At 41.5% G+C, this 20,177-nt stretch carries 10 protein-coding genes; 5 read left to right on the top strand and 5 right to left on the bottom strand.

Features of this window, described 5'->3' with window-relative positions:
• The first annotated feature begins 36 nt into the window (after nt 1-36).
• The 4 genes from mnmA (at nt 37) to EOD41_RS03995 (ending at nt 9,750) form a co-directional block, all read left to right on the top strand.
• On the top strand, nt 37-1,125 hold the full coding sequence (gene mnmA / locus EOD41_RS04010) for a tRNA 2-thiouridine(34) synthase MnmA (RefSeq protein ID WP_127703473.1): 1,089 nt from the start codon (nt 37-39) through the stop codon (nt 1,123-1,125).
• 120 nt (nt 1,126-1,245) lie between these two features.
• Complete coding sequence (topA, locus tag EOD41_RS04005) at nt 1,246-3,573, top strand: type I DNA topoisomerase (protein ID WP_127703472.1); 2,328 nt, start codon at nt 1,246-1,248, stop codon at nt 3,571-3,573.
• 80 nt (nt 3,574-3,653) lie between these two features.
• Nucleotides 3,654-4,058, top strand: a complete 405-nt coding sequence (locus tag EOD41_RS04000; protein ID WP_127703471.1) for a hypothetical protein — start codon at nt 3,654-3,656, stop codon at nt 4,056-4,058.
• 94 nt (nt 4,059-4,152) lie between these two features.
• A complete protein-coding gene (locus EOD41_RS03995) occupies nt 4,153-9,750 on the top strand; it encodes an alpha-2-macroglobulin family protein (protein WP_127703470.1) in 5,598 nt (1,865 codons plus the stop codon).
• 39 nt (nt 9,751-9,789) lie between these two features.
• On the opposite strand, the gene EOD41_RS03990 is transcribed toward EOD41_RS03995, so the two are convergent.
• From EOD41_RS03990 to EOD41_RS03980, 3 genes are all read right to left on the bottom strand, one after another.
• The gene (locus EOD41_RS03990) at nt 9,790-11,709 is read right to left on the bottom strand and encodes a DUF3857 domain-containing transglutaminase family protein (RefSeq protein WP_127703469.1); all 1,920 of its coding nucleotides are present in this window, start codon (nt 11,707-11,709) and stop codon (nt 9,790-9,792) included.
• On the bottom strand, nt 11,709-13,694 hold the full coding sequence (locus EOD41_RS03985; RefSeq protein ID WP_127703468.1) for a DUF3857 domain-containing protein: 1,986 nt from the start codon (nt 13,692-13,694) through the stop codon (nt 11,709-11,711). Before EOD41_RS03985 ends, EOD41_RS03990 begins: the two co-directional genes overlap by 1 nt.
• A gap of 73 nt (nt 13,695-13,767) precedes the next feature.
• On the bottom strand, nt 13,768-15,819 hold the full coding sequence (locus tag EOD41_RS03980; RefSeq protein ID WP_127703467.1) for a DUF3857 domain-containing protein: 2,052 nt from the start codon (nt 15,817-15,819) through the stop codon (nt 13,768-13,770).
• Between the two features lie 107 nt (nt 15,820-15,926).
• Here EOD41_RS03980 and EOD41_RS03975 point away from each other — a divergent pair, with 107 nt between their 5' ends.
• Nucleotides 15,927-16,955 (top strand): 3'-5' exonuclease, encoded by a 1,029-nt coding sequence (locus tag EOD41_RS03975; protein ID WP_127703466.1) that lies wholly within the window; start codon nt 15,927-15,929, stop codon nt 16,953-16,955.
• Between the two features lie 3 nt (nt 16,956-16,958).
• Here the strand turns inward: EOD41_RS03975 and EOD41_RS03970 are convergent, their stop codons facing one another.
• Together EOD41_RS03970 and rnr are read right to left on the bottom strand one after the other, a co-directional pair.
• Nucleotides 16,959-17,933 carry a polyprenyl synthetase family protein gene (locus tag EOD41_RS03970; protein WP_127703465.1) on the bottom strand — a complete coding sequence of 325 codons (975 nt, stop codon included), beginning with the start codon at nt 17,931-17,933 and terminating at the stop codon, nt 16,959-16,961.
• A gap of 21 nt (nt 17,934-17,954) precedes the next feature.
• The gene (gene rnr / locus EOD41_RS03965) at nt 17,955-20,090 is read right to left on the bottom strand and encodes a ribonuclease R (RefSeq protein WP_127703464.1); all 2,136 of its coding nucleotides are present in this window, start codon (nt 20,088-20,090) and stop codon (nt 17,955-17,957) included.
• Nucleotides 20,091-20,177 lie beyond the last annotated feature (87 nt).

The raw sequence follows: 20,177 nt of genomic DNA, 5'->3' as shown, positions 1-20,177 counted from the left end.
TATAAACATTTGGTATTTTGTACCTTTGCAGCCAATATGAGTAAGCACGGCAGGATATTAGTAGCAATGAGCGGCGGAGTTGATAGTTCGGTAGCGGCAGTAATGTTGCACGAACAGGGCTACGAGGTAATCGGCCTTACCATGAAAACCTGGGACTATGCCTCTTCCGGCGGTAGCTCAAAGGAAACCGGTTGCTGCAGCCTCGACAGCATTAACGATGCACGCGCTTTAGCCGTTGGCTATGGCTTTCCCCACTACATTTTGGATATCCGTAACGAATTTGGCGATTTTGTTATTGACAACTTCGTTGACGAATACCTGGCGGGCCGTACTCCTAACCCATGTGTATTGTGTAATACACACATCAAATGGGATGCTTTACTTAAACGTGCCGACAAGCTTGACTGTGAATTTATTGCAACCGGGCACTATGCTAATATACGTCAGCACGATAATGGAAGGTATGTTATTTCACGCGGCAAAGATTTGAACAAAGATCAGTCGTACGTATTATGGGGTGTGTCGCAAAAAAACCTCGCGCGTACAAAATTTCCGCTTGGCAGCTTTTCAAAGCCCGAAATAAGACAAATGGCGCTTGATATGGGCCAAATGGAATTGGCCGGAAAAAGCGAGAGCTATGAAATATGTTTTGTGCCTGATAACGATTACCGCGCTTTTCTTCGTCATAAAGTTGAAGACCTTGACGAACGTGTAGGCGGTGGCAATTATGTGCTTACAGACGGCACCGTTGTGGGCAAACACGAAGGCTATCCATTTTATACTATCGGTCAGCGTAAAGGTCTGGGAATAGCATTAGGTAAACCCATGTTTGTAACAGGCATCAACCCTGAAACAAACACTGTAGTGTTAGGTACTGCCGATGAACTTGAGCGACGTGAAGCCTGGGTTAAAAACTTAAATCTTATCAAGTACGAAACCATAAACGAACCGATTGAGGCAATTACCAAGATTCGTTATAAAGACGCCGGTACCGAAAGCAGCATTGTACAAATGGGCGACCATATGAAAGTTGAGTTTGCTCATTCCGTTTCAGGAATCGCACCGGGGCAATCGGCTGTTTTTTATGAAGGCAACGACCTGCTTGGCGGAGGTTTCCTGCTTTAGCATTTGTTCATAAAACGGCTGCACCTCTACATTCAACCGCCTAACTTTCCGTGGTTTACAAAAAACAAATTTGGGTTTCCCTTTCTTTATGTTTTATTTGCAGAAAAATTAACTGTTTAAATGGCTAAAAATTTACTCATAGTTGAGTCGCCTGCCAAGGCAAAAACCATTGAGGGATATTTGGGAAAGGACTTCACCGTAAAATCAAGTTACGGGCATATTCGCGATTTGGTAAAAAGCGAGGACGCTATTGATATAGCCAATAATTTTAAACAAAAATACGAGGTTCCTGCAGATAAAAAGCAGGTAGTTAGTGAGTTAAAAAAATTAGCTAAAGAAGCCGAGATGGTTTGGCTTGCATCCGATGAGGATCGCGAGGGTGAAGCCATATCATGGCATTTATACGATACGTTGAATTTAAAGGAAGACCGTACCAAGCGTATAGTTTTCCATGAGATAACTAAACCGGCCATTTTACGGGCTATAGAAAATCCGCGCCAAATAAATTATAACCTGGTGAATGCACAGCAGGCACGCCGGGTGCTTGACAGGCTTGTAGGCTTCGAGCTCTCCCCTGTTCTATGGAAAAAGGTAAAGCCGTCACTTTCTGCAGGACGGGTACAATCGGTAGCGGTACGTTTAATAGTTGAACGTGAGCGCGAGATAAACAAGTTTCAATCAGAAGCTGCCTTTAAGATTGTTGCGATTTTCGGCAAAGGAAAAGAAGCATTTAAAGCCGAACTACCTGAGCGTTTTGCCAAGCAGGAAGATGCCGAAAAGTTTTTACAGGATTGTGTTGGCGCCGATTTCACGGTAGCATCATTGGAAACAAAACCCGCAAAACGTTCACCGGCTGCGCCTTTTACCACTTCTACTTTGCAGCAGGAAGCAAGCCGTAAGCTGGGATATTCGGTATCGCGCACCATGTCTTTAGCGCAACGATTGTATGAGTCGGGCTATATAACATATATGCGTACCGACTCGGTTAACCTGTCTGATGTTGCTTTGGCAGCAGCAGCAAGTGAAATCAACAGCGCATACGGCGAAAAATATCACCAGCAGCGCAAATACAAAACAAAAAGCGCGAATGCCCAGGAAGCGCACGAAGCCATAAGGCCTACGTATTTCGACAGGCATTCTATAGATGGTGATAATGCTGAAAAACGCCTGTATGATTTAATATGGAAGCGTGCTATAGCATCACAAATGAGTGAAGCGCAATTTGAGAAGACAACCGCAAAAATCAGTATATCAACCCGTAATGAGCAACTTACTGCCAACGGTGAGGTGATGAAGTTTGATGGTTTCCTGAAAGTTTATCTTGAAAGTAGCGACGAGGAAGATGAAAACCAACAGGATGGCGATAATACAATGCTGCCGCCGCTTTCAAAGGGCCAGGTACTAAACCTGCAGGAGCTTACAGCAACTGAAAGATTCTCAAGACCGCCTGCACGATATACAGAAGCCAGTTTAGTTAAAAAACTTGAAGAATTGGGCATCGGCCGTCCATCGACTTATGCTCCTACTATATCAACCATCCAGAACCGTGGTTATGTAGTGAAGGAAGACCGTGAAGGCAAACAACGGAACTTTAGGGTGCTTACATTAAAAAATGGTAGTATCAGCAAGGAAGAAAAAACCGAAAATACCGGTGCCGAGCGAGGCAAACTCTTCCCTACCGATATCGGTGCAGTGGTAAACGACTTTTTGGTGCAATACTTTAAAGGCATTGTTGATTTCAACTTTACCGCCAGCGTTGAAAAGCAGTTTGATGAGATTGCACAAGGCATGAAGGAATGGACGGACATGATACGTAAGTTTTATGATCCTTTCCATAAAGAGGTTGAAAAAACTATTGAAACTGCTGATAAGGCACGCGGCGAACGTGAGCTTGGCACACATCCTGAAAGTGGTAAAAAAGTTTCGGTACGCATTGGTCGCTACGGACCGTTTGTACAGATAGGCGAGAATGATGATGAAGATAAACCGGCGTATGCCAGTTTGAGAACCGGTCAAAGCATTGAAACCATAAGTCTTGAAGAAGCGCTTGAGTTGTTTAAACTTCCTAAAAAGGTAGGCGTTTATGAAGACAAGGAGATGACTGTCGCCATTGGCAAGTTTGGCCCATATATCAGGCATAACAGCGCTTTTTATTCGTTACCCAAAGGTACCGATCCGCTTGATGTAAGCGAACAACTGGCAATTGAGATAATTGAAGAGAAACGCAAAAAAGACGCTGAAAAGCTGATAAAAGTATTTGATGAAGACGCGGAAGTTAAAATCTTGAATGGCCGCTGGGGACCTTACATTGAATATGGTAAACAAAACATTAAGATACCAAAGGGTAAAGATCCGCTTACTTTAACTTTTGATGAAGTAAAGGCACTTGCCGGTGAAGCAGGCAAAGAACCGAAAAAAGGTGGCAAAAAATTTGTAAAGAAAAAATAGTGAGTGGTTGATTAGGTTGCTCATGTTATTGTCAACACTTCAACTACCCTCTAATCAACCCATTCAACAATTCAACTAATATGATAAAAGACCTTCCGGATAATGTGGTGCAGGATATAGCGGTGGCGGTAGCGCTGGAAAGTGAAAATATTGAAGGTAAGGTTTGGTACGTTTACCTCATTAATCTTAAAAATGAGCCGATTGAAAACGTGCTTATTACTTCAAAAGGTTATGGTGAAAAGGACGGCCAGCAGGTAAAAACCTCTACCCTGCGGCATATGTTCCCTAAAGTTGAGCCAAACACTTATACCATAATAGAACCCATTGACGAACAGACCTTTGGCTTGAATAATGAGTATTGGCTGAGTTACTATATCGGCAGTAATATTTATGATAAAAAGTTCATTTTTTTGCCCGAAAGCATAGTAGATATGAACCTTATAAAGCTTCCCGTGGTGAACAAGCCGGGGGTGATGATAAAATAGCGCGCACTTAAAGCGCTTTCCACCAAACTAAAAATTTTCATTTTTTTCTCATCTAAAATACATAGGTTTATAACAAACATTTAAACCTTTATTTATGGATACCGGGCGCAATCTTTTAAACAACCGTAAAAGATTGATCACTATAAGCGTGGCCCTTATACTGATCTTTGTCGTTACTTTCTTTTTTATCCGCAAACCGGCCCGAACGCCGGTAAACCCTGCATTTGGTAAATATATCGAGGCTTACACCGCCGGGATAATCTCTAAGCAAAGCGCAATACGAATTAAACTTTCGGGCGAAATACCGCTTATACATAGTGAGAACGGAGAGCTTCCGGGCGACCTGTTTGATTTTTCACCATCTGTAAAAGGTAAGGCTTATTGGGCAGACGCGCGTACTATCGAGTTCAGACCGGAGACAAGGCTTGATCCGGGTACATCTTATAGCGCTGAGTTTAACCTTAGCAAACTTATAGATGTTCCAAAAGATTTCAGGATATTCCGCTTCGATTTTCAAACCATACAACCGGATTTTACCGTTTCGTTTGCCGGATTACGCACCGCTACCAACACATCTGCTACAGAGATGAAGCTTAACGGTGTGATAGAAACAGCAGACGATGAAACAGCGGCTGATGTAGAAAAGCTTGTTTCTGCCGACTATTCATCACCGGTAAAAATTAGCTGGCAGCATAACGGTCTATCAAAAACGCACAAGTTTACTGTAAATGGTTTAAAACGCTCAACAGCCTCCGTAAACCCATTGAGCGTAACCTGGAGCGGCGAAGCGCTTCATATCGACAAAAAAGGTAACCAGCGGTTTGATGTACCGGCACAGGGTGATTTCAGAGTACTGAATGTTCGTGCCGTGCAGGAAAACGACGAATACATTGAAGTGCAGTTTTCAGATAATATACTCATCGGGCAGGAACTGGGCGGATTGATTACGATCAACAACACCGGTGATGCTGCGTACACTATCGACGGTAGTTTGGTGAAAGTGTATGCGCCTGAGCGGCTACAGGGTAATTATGCGGTTAACGTAAATGCCGGTGTACAAAATATATCCGGTAAAAAGATAACGAAAGGTTATACCGCAAGTGTGTTTTTTGAGGACAGACTCCCTGCGGTGACTATACCGGGCAAAGGCGTTATTCTACCCGATTCCGGTAAACTGATGATGCCGTTTGAAGCTGTTAACCTTAACGCTGTTGATGTTAGCATTGTTAAGATTTATGAAAGTAATGTACCGCAGTATTTCCAAAGTAATGGTTTTAACGGCGGTTTTGAACTACGGCAGGTTGGCCGCCCGGTAGCGCAAAAAACCATCAGGCTGGATACTGATAAAGGACTTAATCTCAACAAGAAAAACCGCTTTATGCTTGACATCGACGAATTGCTGCGTACCGAACCGGGTGCAATTTATCGTGTCATCATCGGGTTCAGAAAAGAATATTCAATTTACAATTGCAGTACCGGCGCTACATTCAGAAATGATGAAGATGATGACGATGGTTACGATTATGATTACGGCGGCGATAATACGGGCAAAGTAAATGATGAGGATGATGAGTTTTGGGAACGATACGACAATTTTTATACTGAAGATTACCATTGGGAAGATCGTAATAATCCCTGCACAAACTCATATTTCTCAAAGCAACGCTGGGCCACACGCAACATACTGGCATCAAACATTGGCCTGATTGCTAAACGTGGTACCGATAACAGTATGTTGATAGCGGTTACCAACATTTTATCAGCGCAGCCTATGTCAGATGTCGAACTGCAGGTGCTCGATTTTCAAAAACAGGTCATAACAAAAACTACGTCTGATGGTGACGGTTTGGCTAAAATCAGCCTGAAACGTAAGCCCTATTTATTGCTTGCCAGGTACAACAACGAGCGCGGATACTTAAAACTTGATGACGGTAGTTCACTTCCGCTTACACGTTTTGATGTTGGTGGCGAACCTGTACAAAGCGGACTCAAAGGCTTTATTTATGGCGAACGCGGCGTATGGCGTCCCGGCGACCCAATGTATTTTACATTTATTTTGGAAGACAAACAAAAAACGCTGCCTGCACAGCATCCCGTTGAGTTTGAATTATACAACCCTACCGGGCAATTGTATAAACGCATTACGCAAACCAGTTCTGTTGACGGATTTTACAGTTTTCATACTGGCACAGATATCTCCTCACCTACCGGTAACTGGACGGCAAAGGTGAAGGTAGGCGGCGCCGTTTTTGAGAAACAGGTTAAGGTAGAAACCATAATGCCAAACCGTCTAAAACTCAATCTTACTTTCGGCGGGGCCGAGGAACTTACCAAGGGAAACGGCGTTAGCGGACGTTTAAGCGCGCAATGGTTATTTGGAGGTGCTGCACAAAATCTCAATGCAAAGGTTGACGCGTTCCTGTCGGCGCAAAACACCGAATTTAAAAACTTCGAGAATTATGTATTCGATGATCCTACCCTTGCATTTAATACGCAAACTCAAACTGTATTTAAAGGTAAGCTAAACGAAAACGGTATAGCATCAGTAAACACCGATATAAATACTCAAAATCAAGCCCCAGGGCGATTACGGGCCAACTTTGTGGTAAAAGTATTTGAGCCCGGGGGCAATTTCAGTATTAACCAAATAGCTTTGCCTTACAATGTTTACCCGGGATATGTCGGTATAAAAACTCCGGAAGGCAGCGAACTATCTGGCATGCTGGTTACCAATAAAGATCATGTAATTGACATTGCCGATGTGGATACAAAAGGCGCTTTATTGCCAGGCAGACGCACGGTTGAACTTGAACTATACAAAATACAATGGCGCTGGTGGTGGGATGAAACAGGTGATGAACTAAGCAACTTCACTCAGGACAAATACAATAAGCTGATAAAAACCGAAACTGTAGTTTTGAATAACGGTCGCGGCAAATGGAATTTACGCATCGCCAATGCCGATTGGGGTCGTTACCTGATTCGTGTACGTGACGCAGAAACAGGCCACTCTACGGGTAAAATAATTTATGTGGATTGGCCAAACTGGTCGGAAAGGTTACAGAATGATAACCCTACCGAAGCGGCAATGCTATCGTTCACATCCGACAAAAATAAGTATAAAGTCGGCGAGGAAGCAACATTAACCATACCTACAAGCAGCGACGGCCGGGCATTGATCAGTTTTGAAAATGGCAGTCATGTTATAAAAACGGAATGGATTGACACTAAAAAAGGACAAACACGATACACTTTCAAAGTTGATGCAAGCATGGCCCCTAACGTATTTGTGAACGTTACCTTGCTACAGCGCCATGCACAAACTGTGAACGACCTGCCCATACGTATGTATGGTGCGATTGGTTTAACCGTTGAAAATCCTGAAACCATACTTAAACCGGTTATTAGTATGGCCGATAAGCTTCGTCCCGAAACACCGTCATCAATAACCGTATCAGAAGCTTCGGGCAAGGAAATGACTTATACCATTGCTATTGTAGATGAAGGTTTGCTTGATATTACCGGCTTTAAAACGCCTGATCCGCATGCAGCTTTCTATGCACGTGAAGCACTTGGCGTTAAAACCTGGGACTTGTTTGATTATGTGATTGGTGCGTTTGGCGGCGGCCTCGAACGTATTTTGAGTATTGGTGGAGATGGCAGCGGTTCAGTCAACAAAAACATACAGGTAAACCGCTTTAAGCCTGTAGTGAAGTTTTTAGGACCTTTCCACCTCGATGCAGGCGAAAAGCAAACACAGCGCTTTACATTGCCGCAATACATCGGTTCGGTTAAGGCTATGGTAATAGCAGGCCATAACGGCAGCTATGGATATACAGATAAGGCGATAGCTGTTAAAAAGCCGCTTATGCTGCTGGCAACCCTGCCACGTGTGCTCGCCCCTTTAGAAAAGATACAGCTACCGGTTACTGTATTTGCAATGGAGAACAATATCAAAACGGTGAATGTACAAGTGCAGTCGAATACGTTTAGCAACCTGGTTAGCAACAACAGTCAAACAGTTACTTTTACAAAAACAGGCGACAAGCTGCTAACATTTAACTTAGATGTGAAGAATTTTGTAGGTATTGGCAAGGTAAAGATAGTCGCTAAAAGCGGCAGTGAAACAGCAGCTTATGATGTTGAGTTGAATGTACGGAACCCTAACCCGCCTGTAACGCGTATTTTAGAAAAGGAGCTTGCACCCGGAGCTATATGGAACACTTCTTACACGGCAGTTGGCATGGCCGGTACCAATAAGGCAGCAATTGAAGTATCCTCTATCCCTGCGCTTAACCTGTCAAAAAGGTTAAATTACTTAATTCAGTATCCGCATGGTTGTGTCGAACAGATCACATCAGGCGCCTTCCCTCAGCTATACCTCGAGCAACTTACTGATCTCTCGGCAAGAGAGAAAGCTGAAGCCGAACGTAATATCAAAGCGGCAATAAACCGCCTGAATGGTTTCCGTACCAGCGACGGTGGTTTAAGCTACTGGCCCGGTTACAGCCAAGCCGACGAATGGGGCACTAACTACGCAGGGCATTTTCTGTTGTCGGCACAGGCCAAAGGTTATGTGCTGCCGGCCGGATTTATTGATCAGTGGAAGCGTTATCAAAAGCAGCATGCACTTTCCTGGGCTCCTGATAGTTATAATTTTTATGGTGGCGATCTTATTCAATCATACCGTTTGTATCTGCTGGCGTTGGCCCGTTCGCCGGAGTTAGGCGCCATGAACAGGCTTAGGGAATTTCCATATCTAAGCGCCGCGGCAAAATGGCGGCTTGCAGCGGCGTATAAACTTGCCGGGCAGCCCGAAGTAGCCTTGCGACTAATAAATGGCTTACCGCTTACTATAAAGCCTTACAATGCTATGTTTGGTACCTATGGTAGTGATTTACGCGATGAAGCGATGATATTGGAAACGCTGACACTACTGGGGCAGCAAAAACGGGCGGCGGGTTTAATGCGTACTGTAGCTTTCGGGTTATCTAAAGATAGCTGGTACAGTACGCAAACTACAGCCTACTCGCTTATAGCTATTGCACAATATTGTGGTAGTAATGCCAATGGCAGCAAGCTTTCGTTCGCTTATCAGGCAGGAAGCAGCAAGGGCAACATCAGTTCGAAGTCATACCTGTGGAAAGCGGATGCTGCGGCAAACGGTGGCAAAGTATTTATTAAGAATAACGGCACAAACCGGTTGTACACAAGGCTTATACAAAGCGGACAGCCATCGTCCGGACAACCGCAAACTGATAACATTAACCCTGAAGTGCTGGTGATGCGTATTGCCTACTTTACGCTTGGAGGAAAACCGCTCGATCCATCAAAATTGAAACAGGGTACCGATTTTGTTGCACAGGTAACCTTACGCAATCCAGGCAAACGTGGCAGGTATGATAACCTTGCACTCTCACAGGTGTTTCCTTCCGGATGGGAAATACTGAACAGTCGTATGCTGAATAACGATGAGGCCTTTAAATCATCGCCATCCGACTATCGCGATATACGCGACGACAGGGTAAACACTTATTTCAGTTTAGGTGAAGGCCAGGAAGCGACATATTACGTAATGCTAAACGCAGCCTATGCAGGACGATATTTCCGACCAGCTACTTACTGTGAAGCCATGTATGATTCATCGATAAACGCGTTGCTTAAAGGCGGATGGGTAGAGGTGATAAAATAAATCAGATAATTAATGATCGCTGATAATTTTTATCAGCGATCACTTATACTCTCCGCTTCTACTTAAAATAATGCTGTAACTATCATGATCTACCACTGATTGATAAAAGCTAACCAATTCAGAATAGGTTTCTTTACTATATGTACCTTCATTTAGTTGAACAAAGCGTTTGTAAGTAAGCTTGTTACCATTTAAAATAGCCAGCGCGTTATATTTGCCAAATGGCTTATCAATAGTTATATTTAATGGTTGTTTTACCAGTCTATACCCTTCAGGTATGGTATAAACTATCTCATCCTCATCAGTAAAACCGTTTTTAATTTCAACAATATTACTCCGGTTACGCACATCACGCAATGGCTTTTCCCATCTGTTAGCGATGTTAGGCATAAACATCAGGCGACCATCCGCTACTGCGGCATAATCTCTGGCATTAAAGCTTACACTTTCGGTAGTTGTTGGCTTTTGCCCTTTGTCCTGCTTAAACTGAAGCTTTTCCAATTCTAAATTATTTATAGGGTATTTGTTTTTATACTCTTTTTCACGCTCTTTACCCTGCTCTTCCAATATTTCGTCCATATTATCATATTGGGTTCCGTTATACAAAGTGTGCATTGTGCCAGTTAATAACCCTGTTGAGTCAAGTGTTAGCAGCGCTTTACGCATTTGCAAGTTAAAAGCAGCAGAATATTTGGGGGTACGTATCAGTTTTCCACCATCAGGCGTGCAAGCCAGCACCAGCCGGTCGGCAGTAAAACTGCCTAAAAATCCAAAAGCCTCCTTTTGGCTGGTACACTCCAAAAATGTTGTATCGTTTTTAAAGGGAAGGCATAATATAATATGATTCGCCTGTGTCATGCTGGCAAAATCAGGATCGAGCGAGATCTTTTCATCACCTGCATTTACAACACAATAGTATGAAGGAATATCGGCAGCCCTTAATAAGGCCTGGGTATAATTTACAAGGCCCTTGCAATCTCCATATTTCAAACGATCAACTTCACCTGCAAAAGCCGGCTGATAGCCGCCTAAACCTATTTGTATGCCTATATAGCGTGTATGCTGTTGCAAATACTCATATATTTTTTTTGCCTTTTGTTTTGGATCAGACATGCCTGCCGTTAGATCTTTTACCATGTTCACTGTCGCAGGTGGCAATGCATCTCGCCCCCTAAGCAACTTATCATATATCCATTTACCCATCTCGTTCCAGTTTGTAAACGAGCCATCAACGCTTTCATATCTAAACTGCTTCGAAGCAAATTTTACTATAGGCAGAAATTTTTCTTCAACCGGGCTATAAGGTTCATAACGCTGTGCTTTAATGTTTTCCATAACCCATGTATAGCTATTTGCACCTTGAGAATTGGTAGTTTCGGTGGGGTTAATTTGAATATTATATGCTTTATAAGCCAATTTAAAGCCCGGCTTACAGATAAATGTATACCTACTTTTTTCAACAGCTATACCATAATGCGGAATAGGATACCAATCGTGAAACGACATTGATTGTTTAGCACGCACTTCATACTCATATTCTATTGTATATGGATAATTGCTGATAGACGGCTCAAAGTGTTTTACTTTTGAATCTTCAAACAATGAATAATCACTAATGGCATCGTTATCAACAAAATTCCTTTCTGCAATCTTGCCAATTACTGTCCCGAATTCATCATAAGCAACCCCACGAATATATTTAATGATATTACTTTTGTTATGCCATACTTCAATCGCTGCAGCATCATCGCCGTTTTTATTCAGTACAGTAATGGCCATTTTGACATGATAAATTGTATTGTCAATATCCTTTACTTCGGTGGTAAATACGCTGTTACGTATAATCGCGCTTGCGTAAGGCAGAAGGTTTTTTGGTATATCAGCTGCCTTGTATGGTGCTTGTGCGCCTACTTTTAGTGTTAAAATAAGCAGGCATAAACAACTAAAATACTTATTCATTAATTTTTCCTGAAAACAAGATCGCTTTTTTCTGATAAGATGACCTGATTATAAAACTCTTTAAGATATGGGTATTCTTCAGACGCGTAAATTGCCTTTTTATGACTAATCAAATGTGAAAAACTAAACTTGTTACCGATACCGGTAAACTGCGTTACAAACCTACCGCCATTATTTGGTAAAGCAAAGCTTATATCCTTTGGTGGCGTTTCAATAGTATAACCAGCCGGTAATTCAATATTTAACGTTACACGTTCTGTTAAAGGCATACCTAAATCAACCGGATAGCTTCGTTCAGCCAGTTTAAAAGGATTTTCACTTATTTTACTCAATATAAATGGATTGAAGGTGAATTTTTTAGCATTTAAGTTGTCATAAACATCCATTTCTACCTCATAGTTTTCTACCAGCGGCAACTCCAGACTATCAATATTTTTAATGTCGGATTTTAAAATTCTTAATTTTGGCTGTTTATCGTCCAGGTCTTCAATATATTCATCTACACTATTAAATCCTTTAATCTTTTTACGCTTTAAATATCCATCATATCCTGCCGAATAATTAACAATCCTGCCTTTAAGCTTACCGTTTTCCTGAAGCACCAAATCAAGCAGATAAGTGCTTGTTTTTTCCTGCGGACTGAAATCAACCCAGTATGATGGCTTATCAATACTCATAGCGCGCCCCTGATCATTAAGACAATGCAATGGTAATATTCCGAATGGCAATAACGGGTCGGTTGCGTCACAATAGTAAGCTTTATCGCCTATATTCACTTTGGCCACCACCCAGTCAAACTCAGTTATTACAGGATAAATTTTACTTAACAAGCCATTACTGCGTGTTGATAATAATACAGCTTCAGTATTTAAGCCCGCACTGTTGAGGGCAGCTACAAGGCTCAGGTTTATATCTGCTACTGTACCTGTATGCTTTTCAAATGCTTTACGAATACCATCACTATAAATCCCTTTAAATCCATTCCATTTATAATTTTTTTGTATAAAATTATACACTGCTTTGGCTTTATCAAGCTCGTTGTTTGTTCCGTTAATTACAGGTATGAGTTTTTCTTTAAAAAAATCCTTCTTTTTAATCTGACTGCCGAAGTATTCACTTATCCGCATCTCTTTATCAACATCTTTCCACTCTTTGGTCATTTGTATTTTTACACCGGTATTTAGATTATAATATTCCTGAAGTTCGAAATTTATAGCCGAAACAAAGTTTTTCCGCGAAGTCATATAATCCTCTTCAATAAAGGGCGGAATGTCTTTCATGGCAAATATAAATTTGGAGCAATCTGCTTTAATACCTGCTATTGAAAAACATTCACTTTCGCGCTCAGGTTTATATTCAGGTCCCTCAAGTAATTTTAACGGCCCACGTATAGAAACGTTATAATTATATACTCCAGGCAAATGAACTCTGTACACTGATGACATTTTTGGAATATCAGATTGAAATTCCCATGATTTAAAATGCTGTATGTAAGGGCTTGTAAGGCGGTACTTGTATTCGATTACACAACCATTACGTAAATTTGGCAAAGCGAAAGTTACTTTTTTCCAGTATTGGTTTTCGTTTACTGTAAAAATGCCTTTTTTATCAAGTTCGGCAGCACCTATGGTACCATTGTCATTTACAAAAGTAGTTTTTGCCGAAATCTCCGTAACAGTTTCGCCCCTATCGTCACTATCTCCTTTGTAAATAGGTATTTCTATTTTACCTTCATTGAAACCTTTATTATCAAAAATTTTAATTTTAACATGATATTCATACTGAAGGCGGATCTCATCGTTACTGCTTATCCAGGCGTTACCATATTCCTTTAGTACAACAGCATGTGCTGATGTATCATTTTTATAAGATTTCATGTTCAGTTCGTCCCAGCTGAACTGTCCGTATTGGAAATCTTCGTCTTGGGCGTTAGCAACGTTAACTAAAAAAAAGAGAGATAGTAAAGAAAGTAGTGATTTAATCATCGAACAAAAGGTTTAGATCACGGTGCTTAATTATAAATCACCGTCAACAAAAATGCTAAATAAATTGAGGCTTTTAAATTTTTTTACCAATTATTACTGTAAGGTTCCCTGATGTTAATGCTTTATCAAAAAAGTGCTTAATATCCTGATATTCCTTGGGAGAAAACAAGTTTTTATTAATTAAAATACTTTGTTGCAGCACAAACTTGTTACCTTCATTTTTAACCACAGTGCTTAGTTTACCCCCTTCACCCGGTAAAGTTTCTGAAACATCTTGAGGTGCTTTTTTAATTACATAATTGTCGCCCGTGTCAAAAACAATTTTATATGATGTTTGCGGGGTATTTGTCATGTCAATCGGATAAACACGCGATTGCTGTTTGAAGTCAGGTGGAGTTTCCTTGGGTATAATTTGGCCTAAATCAATTTTGTTATCATCTGGTAGTTTCGCTTCTATTTGATATGTTGCCTTAAATGGCAGTTCAACATTGTCGCTATTTGTTATATCAGCATTTGTTATAGTGACCATCCTGCTTTTTTCGAGCATGTTCAAATATTCATGCTGTGTGGCAAATTGTTTTATACTATGCCGGTGAACGTATGCTGCATAACCTGTAGCAGTGATGGTTATGGTGCCTTTAAGTCTACCATCCGGCTGTAGTAATAATGATATATCAATATCATCGTTTCCATTATCTGTGGTTGGTGCGTCTATCCAAACATTACTTCCCGCCATGTTAATAAGCCATACTTTGTTAACGTTTATAGCCCTTTCGGGCAATTGGCTAAAAGCAAGTGATATGTCCGTAGCATCAGCAAAATATTGTTTGTTATTTATTGTTACCCTGGCTATTAGATAATCAAAATCATTTAGGCTGGGAATGTCGCGTGTGATTAAACCATTTTCGTGCGATGACATTACTACTGCTTCGGCTTTTATACCTGCTGTACTTAATGCAGAAATAAGCGCAAGGTTGATATCAGCACTGTTTCCTGTATGTCTTTCATATGCTTTTTTAATACCTGCCGGACTGAATATGCTGCGCACACCATTCCATTTAATGGCATTTTGAATAAATTTATAGATGGTTTTGGCTTTATCTTCAGCATCTGTTTTACCTTGCAGTACTTTGGCCATTTCGTTTTTTAAAACATCTTTCTTCTTTAGCTGCTCTCCCAACTCATCATGGGTTTTAAGATATTTTTCCAGTTCATTCCAATCTTTACCAATGTTCAAGTGCACGCCATAATTTCTGTCGGCGAAATTTGGTATTGCAGTCATATCAGTAAGTTGAAAATATAAAGCTGATGCATAGTTTTTCAAACCTGGCATAAAAGGCTCAACATGTAAAGCCGGGATATTTTTCATGATATATACAGCATCCAGGCAATCACTAACATTGTTATTATAATAATAGCATTTCTTTTCCTGTTGAACCGCGTTTGAATCCAGTTTAAGCGTTCCTTTCATTGCAACTTCATAGCCAAATATTTGAGGTATGCTTACGTTGAAAACCGATTGCACTTTTGGAATAAGCCACTGAAATTTCCAGGTTTTGAAGTTATTGATGTAAGGTGTTTCTGTGATGTATTTATAATCAATTACACAACCTTTTTTAAGTGCAGGCATTGTAAATCTCACTACAGTATTGTGTTCATCAAGTTTGATGGTTTTTATCATATCATCGGTTAACGTGGCTTTTTTTACCGCACCTGATTCGTCTTTATAAAAAGTTGCTGCCTTTACCTCACGCAAACGTTCGTAACTGCCTTTGTCACGATTGTACAGCGGTATTTCTATTTCTCCGTATGATAAGCCTTTATCTTTTAGTATTTTAATTCTTACATGATATTCGAATTGTATTGGAGGATTAGCTGTATTGCTTATAAAAAAGGCTTTGCCATTCTCATTTAAAACCAAAGCAACAGCCGATGTATCACCAGCATAACTTTGCATATTTATTTCCTGTGGAGATACCGAACCTTCCGGAAAGTCGGGCTTAAAAAAAGACGACGAGCTGAAAGATGTATTCACTTGATAAGTTAAGTTTTCAGGTTGACGTTGCGCAAACGAGGTTACAACACCAAAAGTGCAGAATATAAAAATTGCAATAATAAATTTCATGGTATTTAATTGGTTTAGCACTTTGAAGGTACTTAATTGTTAGAAGATGAGCAAATAAAATTCACGGTACCAAAAGTTTTTCGGATTTTTGCAGCCTTAAGAATATTATGAAACTTGTTTTAAAGCGCCCACTGGCATTTTTTGACCTCGAAACTACCGGGGTTAATATTGGTACCGACCGAATACTTGAAATCGCTGTTATTAAACTTCATCCTGATGGCAGCGAAGAAGTAAAAACATGGCGGGCAAACCCCGGTATGCCTATCCCGCTAGAGTCGTCAATGGTTCATGGTATTTATGACGAACATGTAGCCGAGGCCCCAATTTTTGAAGCGATTGCCCAGGAGATTGCAGACTTTATACATATAAGTGATTTAGCGGGTTATAATTCAAACAAGTTTGATATTCCCATGCTGATGGAAGAGTTTTTGCGTGCCGGTGTTGAATTCGATCTGGACAACCGCCATTTTGTTGATGTACAAAACATTTTCCATCAGATGGAACAGCGCACATTAAAAGCTGCCTATCAATTTTATTGTGGTAAACAGATTATCAACGCACACAGTGCCGAAGCCGATACACGTGCAACCATGGAAGTACTGCTTGCACAAATAGCCAGGTATCATGAACATGAATGGGAAGACAAAAAGGGTGTAAAAAGCATACCCGTTGTGGGTGATGTAGAAGCCTTGCACAAATTTACTAATCTTAGCAAACCTGTTGATTTTGCGGGCAGGTTGGTGTACAATGAAGCAGGCGAAGAATTGATAAACTTTGGTAAGCATAAGGGTAAACGCCTTGAAGATGTATTTGACGTTGAGCCAAGCTACTATTCATGGTTAATGCAGGGCGATTTTCCGTTGTACACCAAGCGTAAGGTTGACGAAATATACAAACGCTGGAACGGGCGCAAAGCAGCTGAAAGACAAGCAAGAGTAGCTTCTCAACCAAAACCACAGCAACAGCAGCCTGCTCCACCTCCACAAAGCAATCCGGTGGGGAAAGGCTTCCAAAAGCCGCAATATAACCAGCAATCAAACAGGCCTTATCAAAACAAAAAGCAAGATGATAAGCCAGCCCAGCCGATAAATGACGATATGCTGAAATTATTGGCTGATAAGTTTAAAAAGGGATAACTGTTAGTAATCCCTTACCATTAAACTATCGGCAAAATCGCGCAGGTATTGTTTACGATCTTCGGGTAACGAGATAGAGTCAAGTGCTTTAAAGGCGACTTCAGCGTAGCTGTTCATGGCTGTTTCGGCATAGCTGCGTACTTGCAACTCATTGTAAATAGCTGTTACAGCTGCAACTTTTTCTGCTTTGTCAAAATCAATAGCCGATACCCATTCTGTAAGTTCTCCTGCATTTGCCTGCCGTGCCAGTTCAAGCGCTTTTATCAGCAAAAAGGTCTTCTTGTTTGAAATAATGTCACCACCCACCTGCTTACCAAATTTCTGTGGGTCGCCATACACATCCAATATATCATCCTGAAGTTGGAAGGCTATGCCAAGATTGACCCCAAAATCGTATAAGTTTTGAGCGTTAGCAGCATCAGTCCCACCAATAAGCGCTCCTATTTTTAACGCGCCCCCAAGCAATACCGCCGTTTTAAGGCGTATCATTTCAAGATACTCTTCAATGGAAACTTTGTTATCGTCTTCAAAATTCATATCAAGTTGCTGCCCTTCGCATACGCCTTGAGCTGTCTTATTAAATATATCGAGCACAGGACGCAATATTTTGTCATCAACCTGCATCATCAGCTTATTGGCTTCAACCATCATGGCGTCGCCTGAAAGTATGGCAATGTTCTGATTCCATTTTTCATGCACGGTGGCTTTACCCCGGCGTAACGGAGCTTTATCCATAATATCATCATGCATTAACGTAAAATTATGGAAAACCTCAATAGCCAAAGCCGGTTGAACGGCATCTTCTACCCTGCCGCCAAACATATCGCAGGCCATAAGTACCAGCGCAGGGCGCAGGCGTTTACCACCAATGCTAAGTATATACGTTATAGGTTCGTAAAGTTCGTTCGGGTGGGCAGGCAGTTTGTATTGGCCAAGGGCATCAATAATGATTTCCTGCAGTTCGCTAAGTTTCTTCATGTACTAACAGGGCAAATATACTCACTCCTGCACTAAGGTAAAATCTATTTGCTTTTTAGTAAGATCAACCTGCTTAACCCGAACTTGCACCTCGTCGCCAAGTTGATAAACTTTCTTTTTACGCTGACCGATGATTGCGTAGTTCTTTTCGTCGAGCGTATAAAAATCGTCAGTTATGTCGCGCAGGCGAATCATGCCCTCGCATTTGTTCTCAATAATTTCGACATACATGCCCCATTCGGTTACGCCGGAGATAATGCCATTGAAAGTATTACCTACCTGGTCGGCCAGGTATTCGGCTTGTTTGTATTTAACTGAAGCACGTTCGGCATCGGCAGCTTTTTTCTCCATTTGTGAACTGTGCTCACAAAGCTTTTCATAGTGCTCAGCGTTGGCCGATTGCCCCTCGTTTAGGTAATGAAACAGCAACCTATGCACCATCACATCCGGGTAACGGCGTATTGGCGAAGTAAAGTGAGTATAATGATCAAACGCCAAACCGTAATGACTGGTGCCCTTTGTAGTATAAATTGCCTTAGCCATTGAGCGGATTGCCAGATGCGTTAAAACGTTCTGTTCTTTGCGGCCTTCAACGCTTTCCATCAGGTAATTAAGCGACCTGGCTACTTCCTTATCGCTTTTGGTATTGATCTTATAACCGAACCTCGCTGCAAATTGTGCAAAATTGGCCAGCGTTTCGGGCTTGGGCGCATCGTGTACACGGTAAACAAAAGTATACTTGCGTTTGCCCTTGCCTTTTTTGCTCACAAACTCGGCTACCTTGCGGTTGGCAAGCAGCATAAAGTCTTCTATCAGTTTATGCGCGTCTTTACGTTCTTTGACGTAAACCCCGATGGGCTTGCTGTTTTCATCCAGCTTGAATTTTACTTCTGTAGTTTCAAAGCTGATAGCGCCGGCTTTAAATTTCCGCTCACGCAGAATGTAGGCGAGCTCATTTAATTTTAAGATTTCTTCGCTGTACTCGCCTTCTTTAGCCTCAATGATCTCCTGCACTTCCTCATAAGTAAAGCGCCTGTTTGAGTGGATAATAGTTTTGCCAAACCACTCGGTGACGATATTAGCATTTGCATCAAGCTCAAAAACTGCAGCAAAACACAATTTATCTTCTTTAGGCCGAAGCGAACACAAGCCGTTTGACAACCTTTCGGGCAGCATTGGTATTACCCTGTCAACCAGGTAAACCGAGGTGCCGCGTTCAAATGCTTCTTTGTCAAGCGCCGAGTCGGGCTCAATATAATGGGCTACATCTGCAATATGTACACCTACCTCATAATTACCGTTTTCAAGTATTTTGAATGATAAGGCATCATCAAAATCTTTCGCGTCATAAGGGTCGATAGTGAAGGTAATCACATCTCTGAAATCACGACGTTTTGCAATTTCCTCCTGACTGATTTCATCTGAAATTTCTTCTGCCTCACGCTCAACATCTGCAGGAAATGATAACGGGAAACCATACTCAGCCAGGATAGCGTTCATCTCGGTATCGTTCTCACCCTGTTCACCCAGTATATGCTTTATCCTTCCAACAGGATTTTTTGCACCAGCGGGCCAATCGGTAATTTCAGCCACGGCTTTTATGCCGTTTCGCGCACCATTAAGTTCAGTAAGCGGAATAAAGATGTCGTGCAGCATTTTGCGGTCGTCGGGCATAAAAAACGCGTATTTGTCCGACAGTTTTACCAAACCGCTGAACTCCATTTTACGGCGCTCGAGTATCTCTATAACTTCCCCTTCTTTGTTACGGCCGCGGCTTTTTGCATATACGTATACTTTTACACGGTCGCCGTTAAGCGCTGTGCGCAGTTTACGGGGTGCCACGAAAATATCCGACTCGTCGGCATCATCGGTCACAATAAACGCCGAACCATCTGCTGTCATATCTACACGACCTTCAACAAAAGTTTTTAGTTCAAGCAACTGAAATTTACCGGGCGATATTTGTTTTATCGTATTTTTCCTGGTCTCGTCCTTTAGTATCTCAAGAATAATATCGCGCGATTCAGGATCGTGGATATTTAATTTAGCCGATACCTGCTTATAGTTTAACGGCGTATTGCCGTTTTGCTCGAACACACCAAGTACTAACTGTGTCAGCAATTGTTTTATGGTAGAATTATTTTTCCTTTTACTCACGGTAGTTTATAATGCGGATCCTATTTAAGCTATCCGGCTTTTTGACGTTATTTAATAACACTCAAATATAGATAAAGTGTTCAGGTT

The organism is Mucilaginibacter limnophilus (assembly GCF_004005815.1).
Taxonomy (GTDB): Bacteria; Bacteroidota; Bacteroidia; order Sphingobacteriales; family Sphingobacteriaceae; genus Mucilaginibacter; species Mucilaginibacter limnophilus.
The sequence above is the reverse complement of the archived record's forward strand: the minus strand, read 5'-3'. Positions and strand labels throughout refer to the sequence as shown.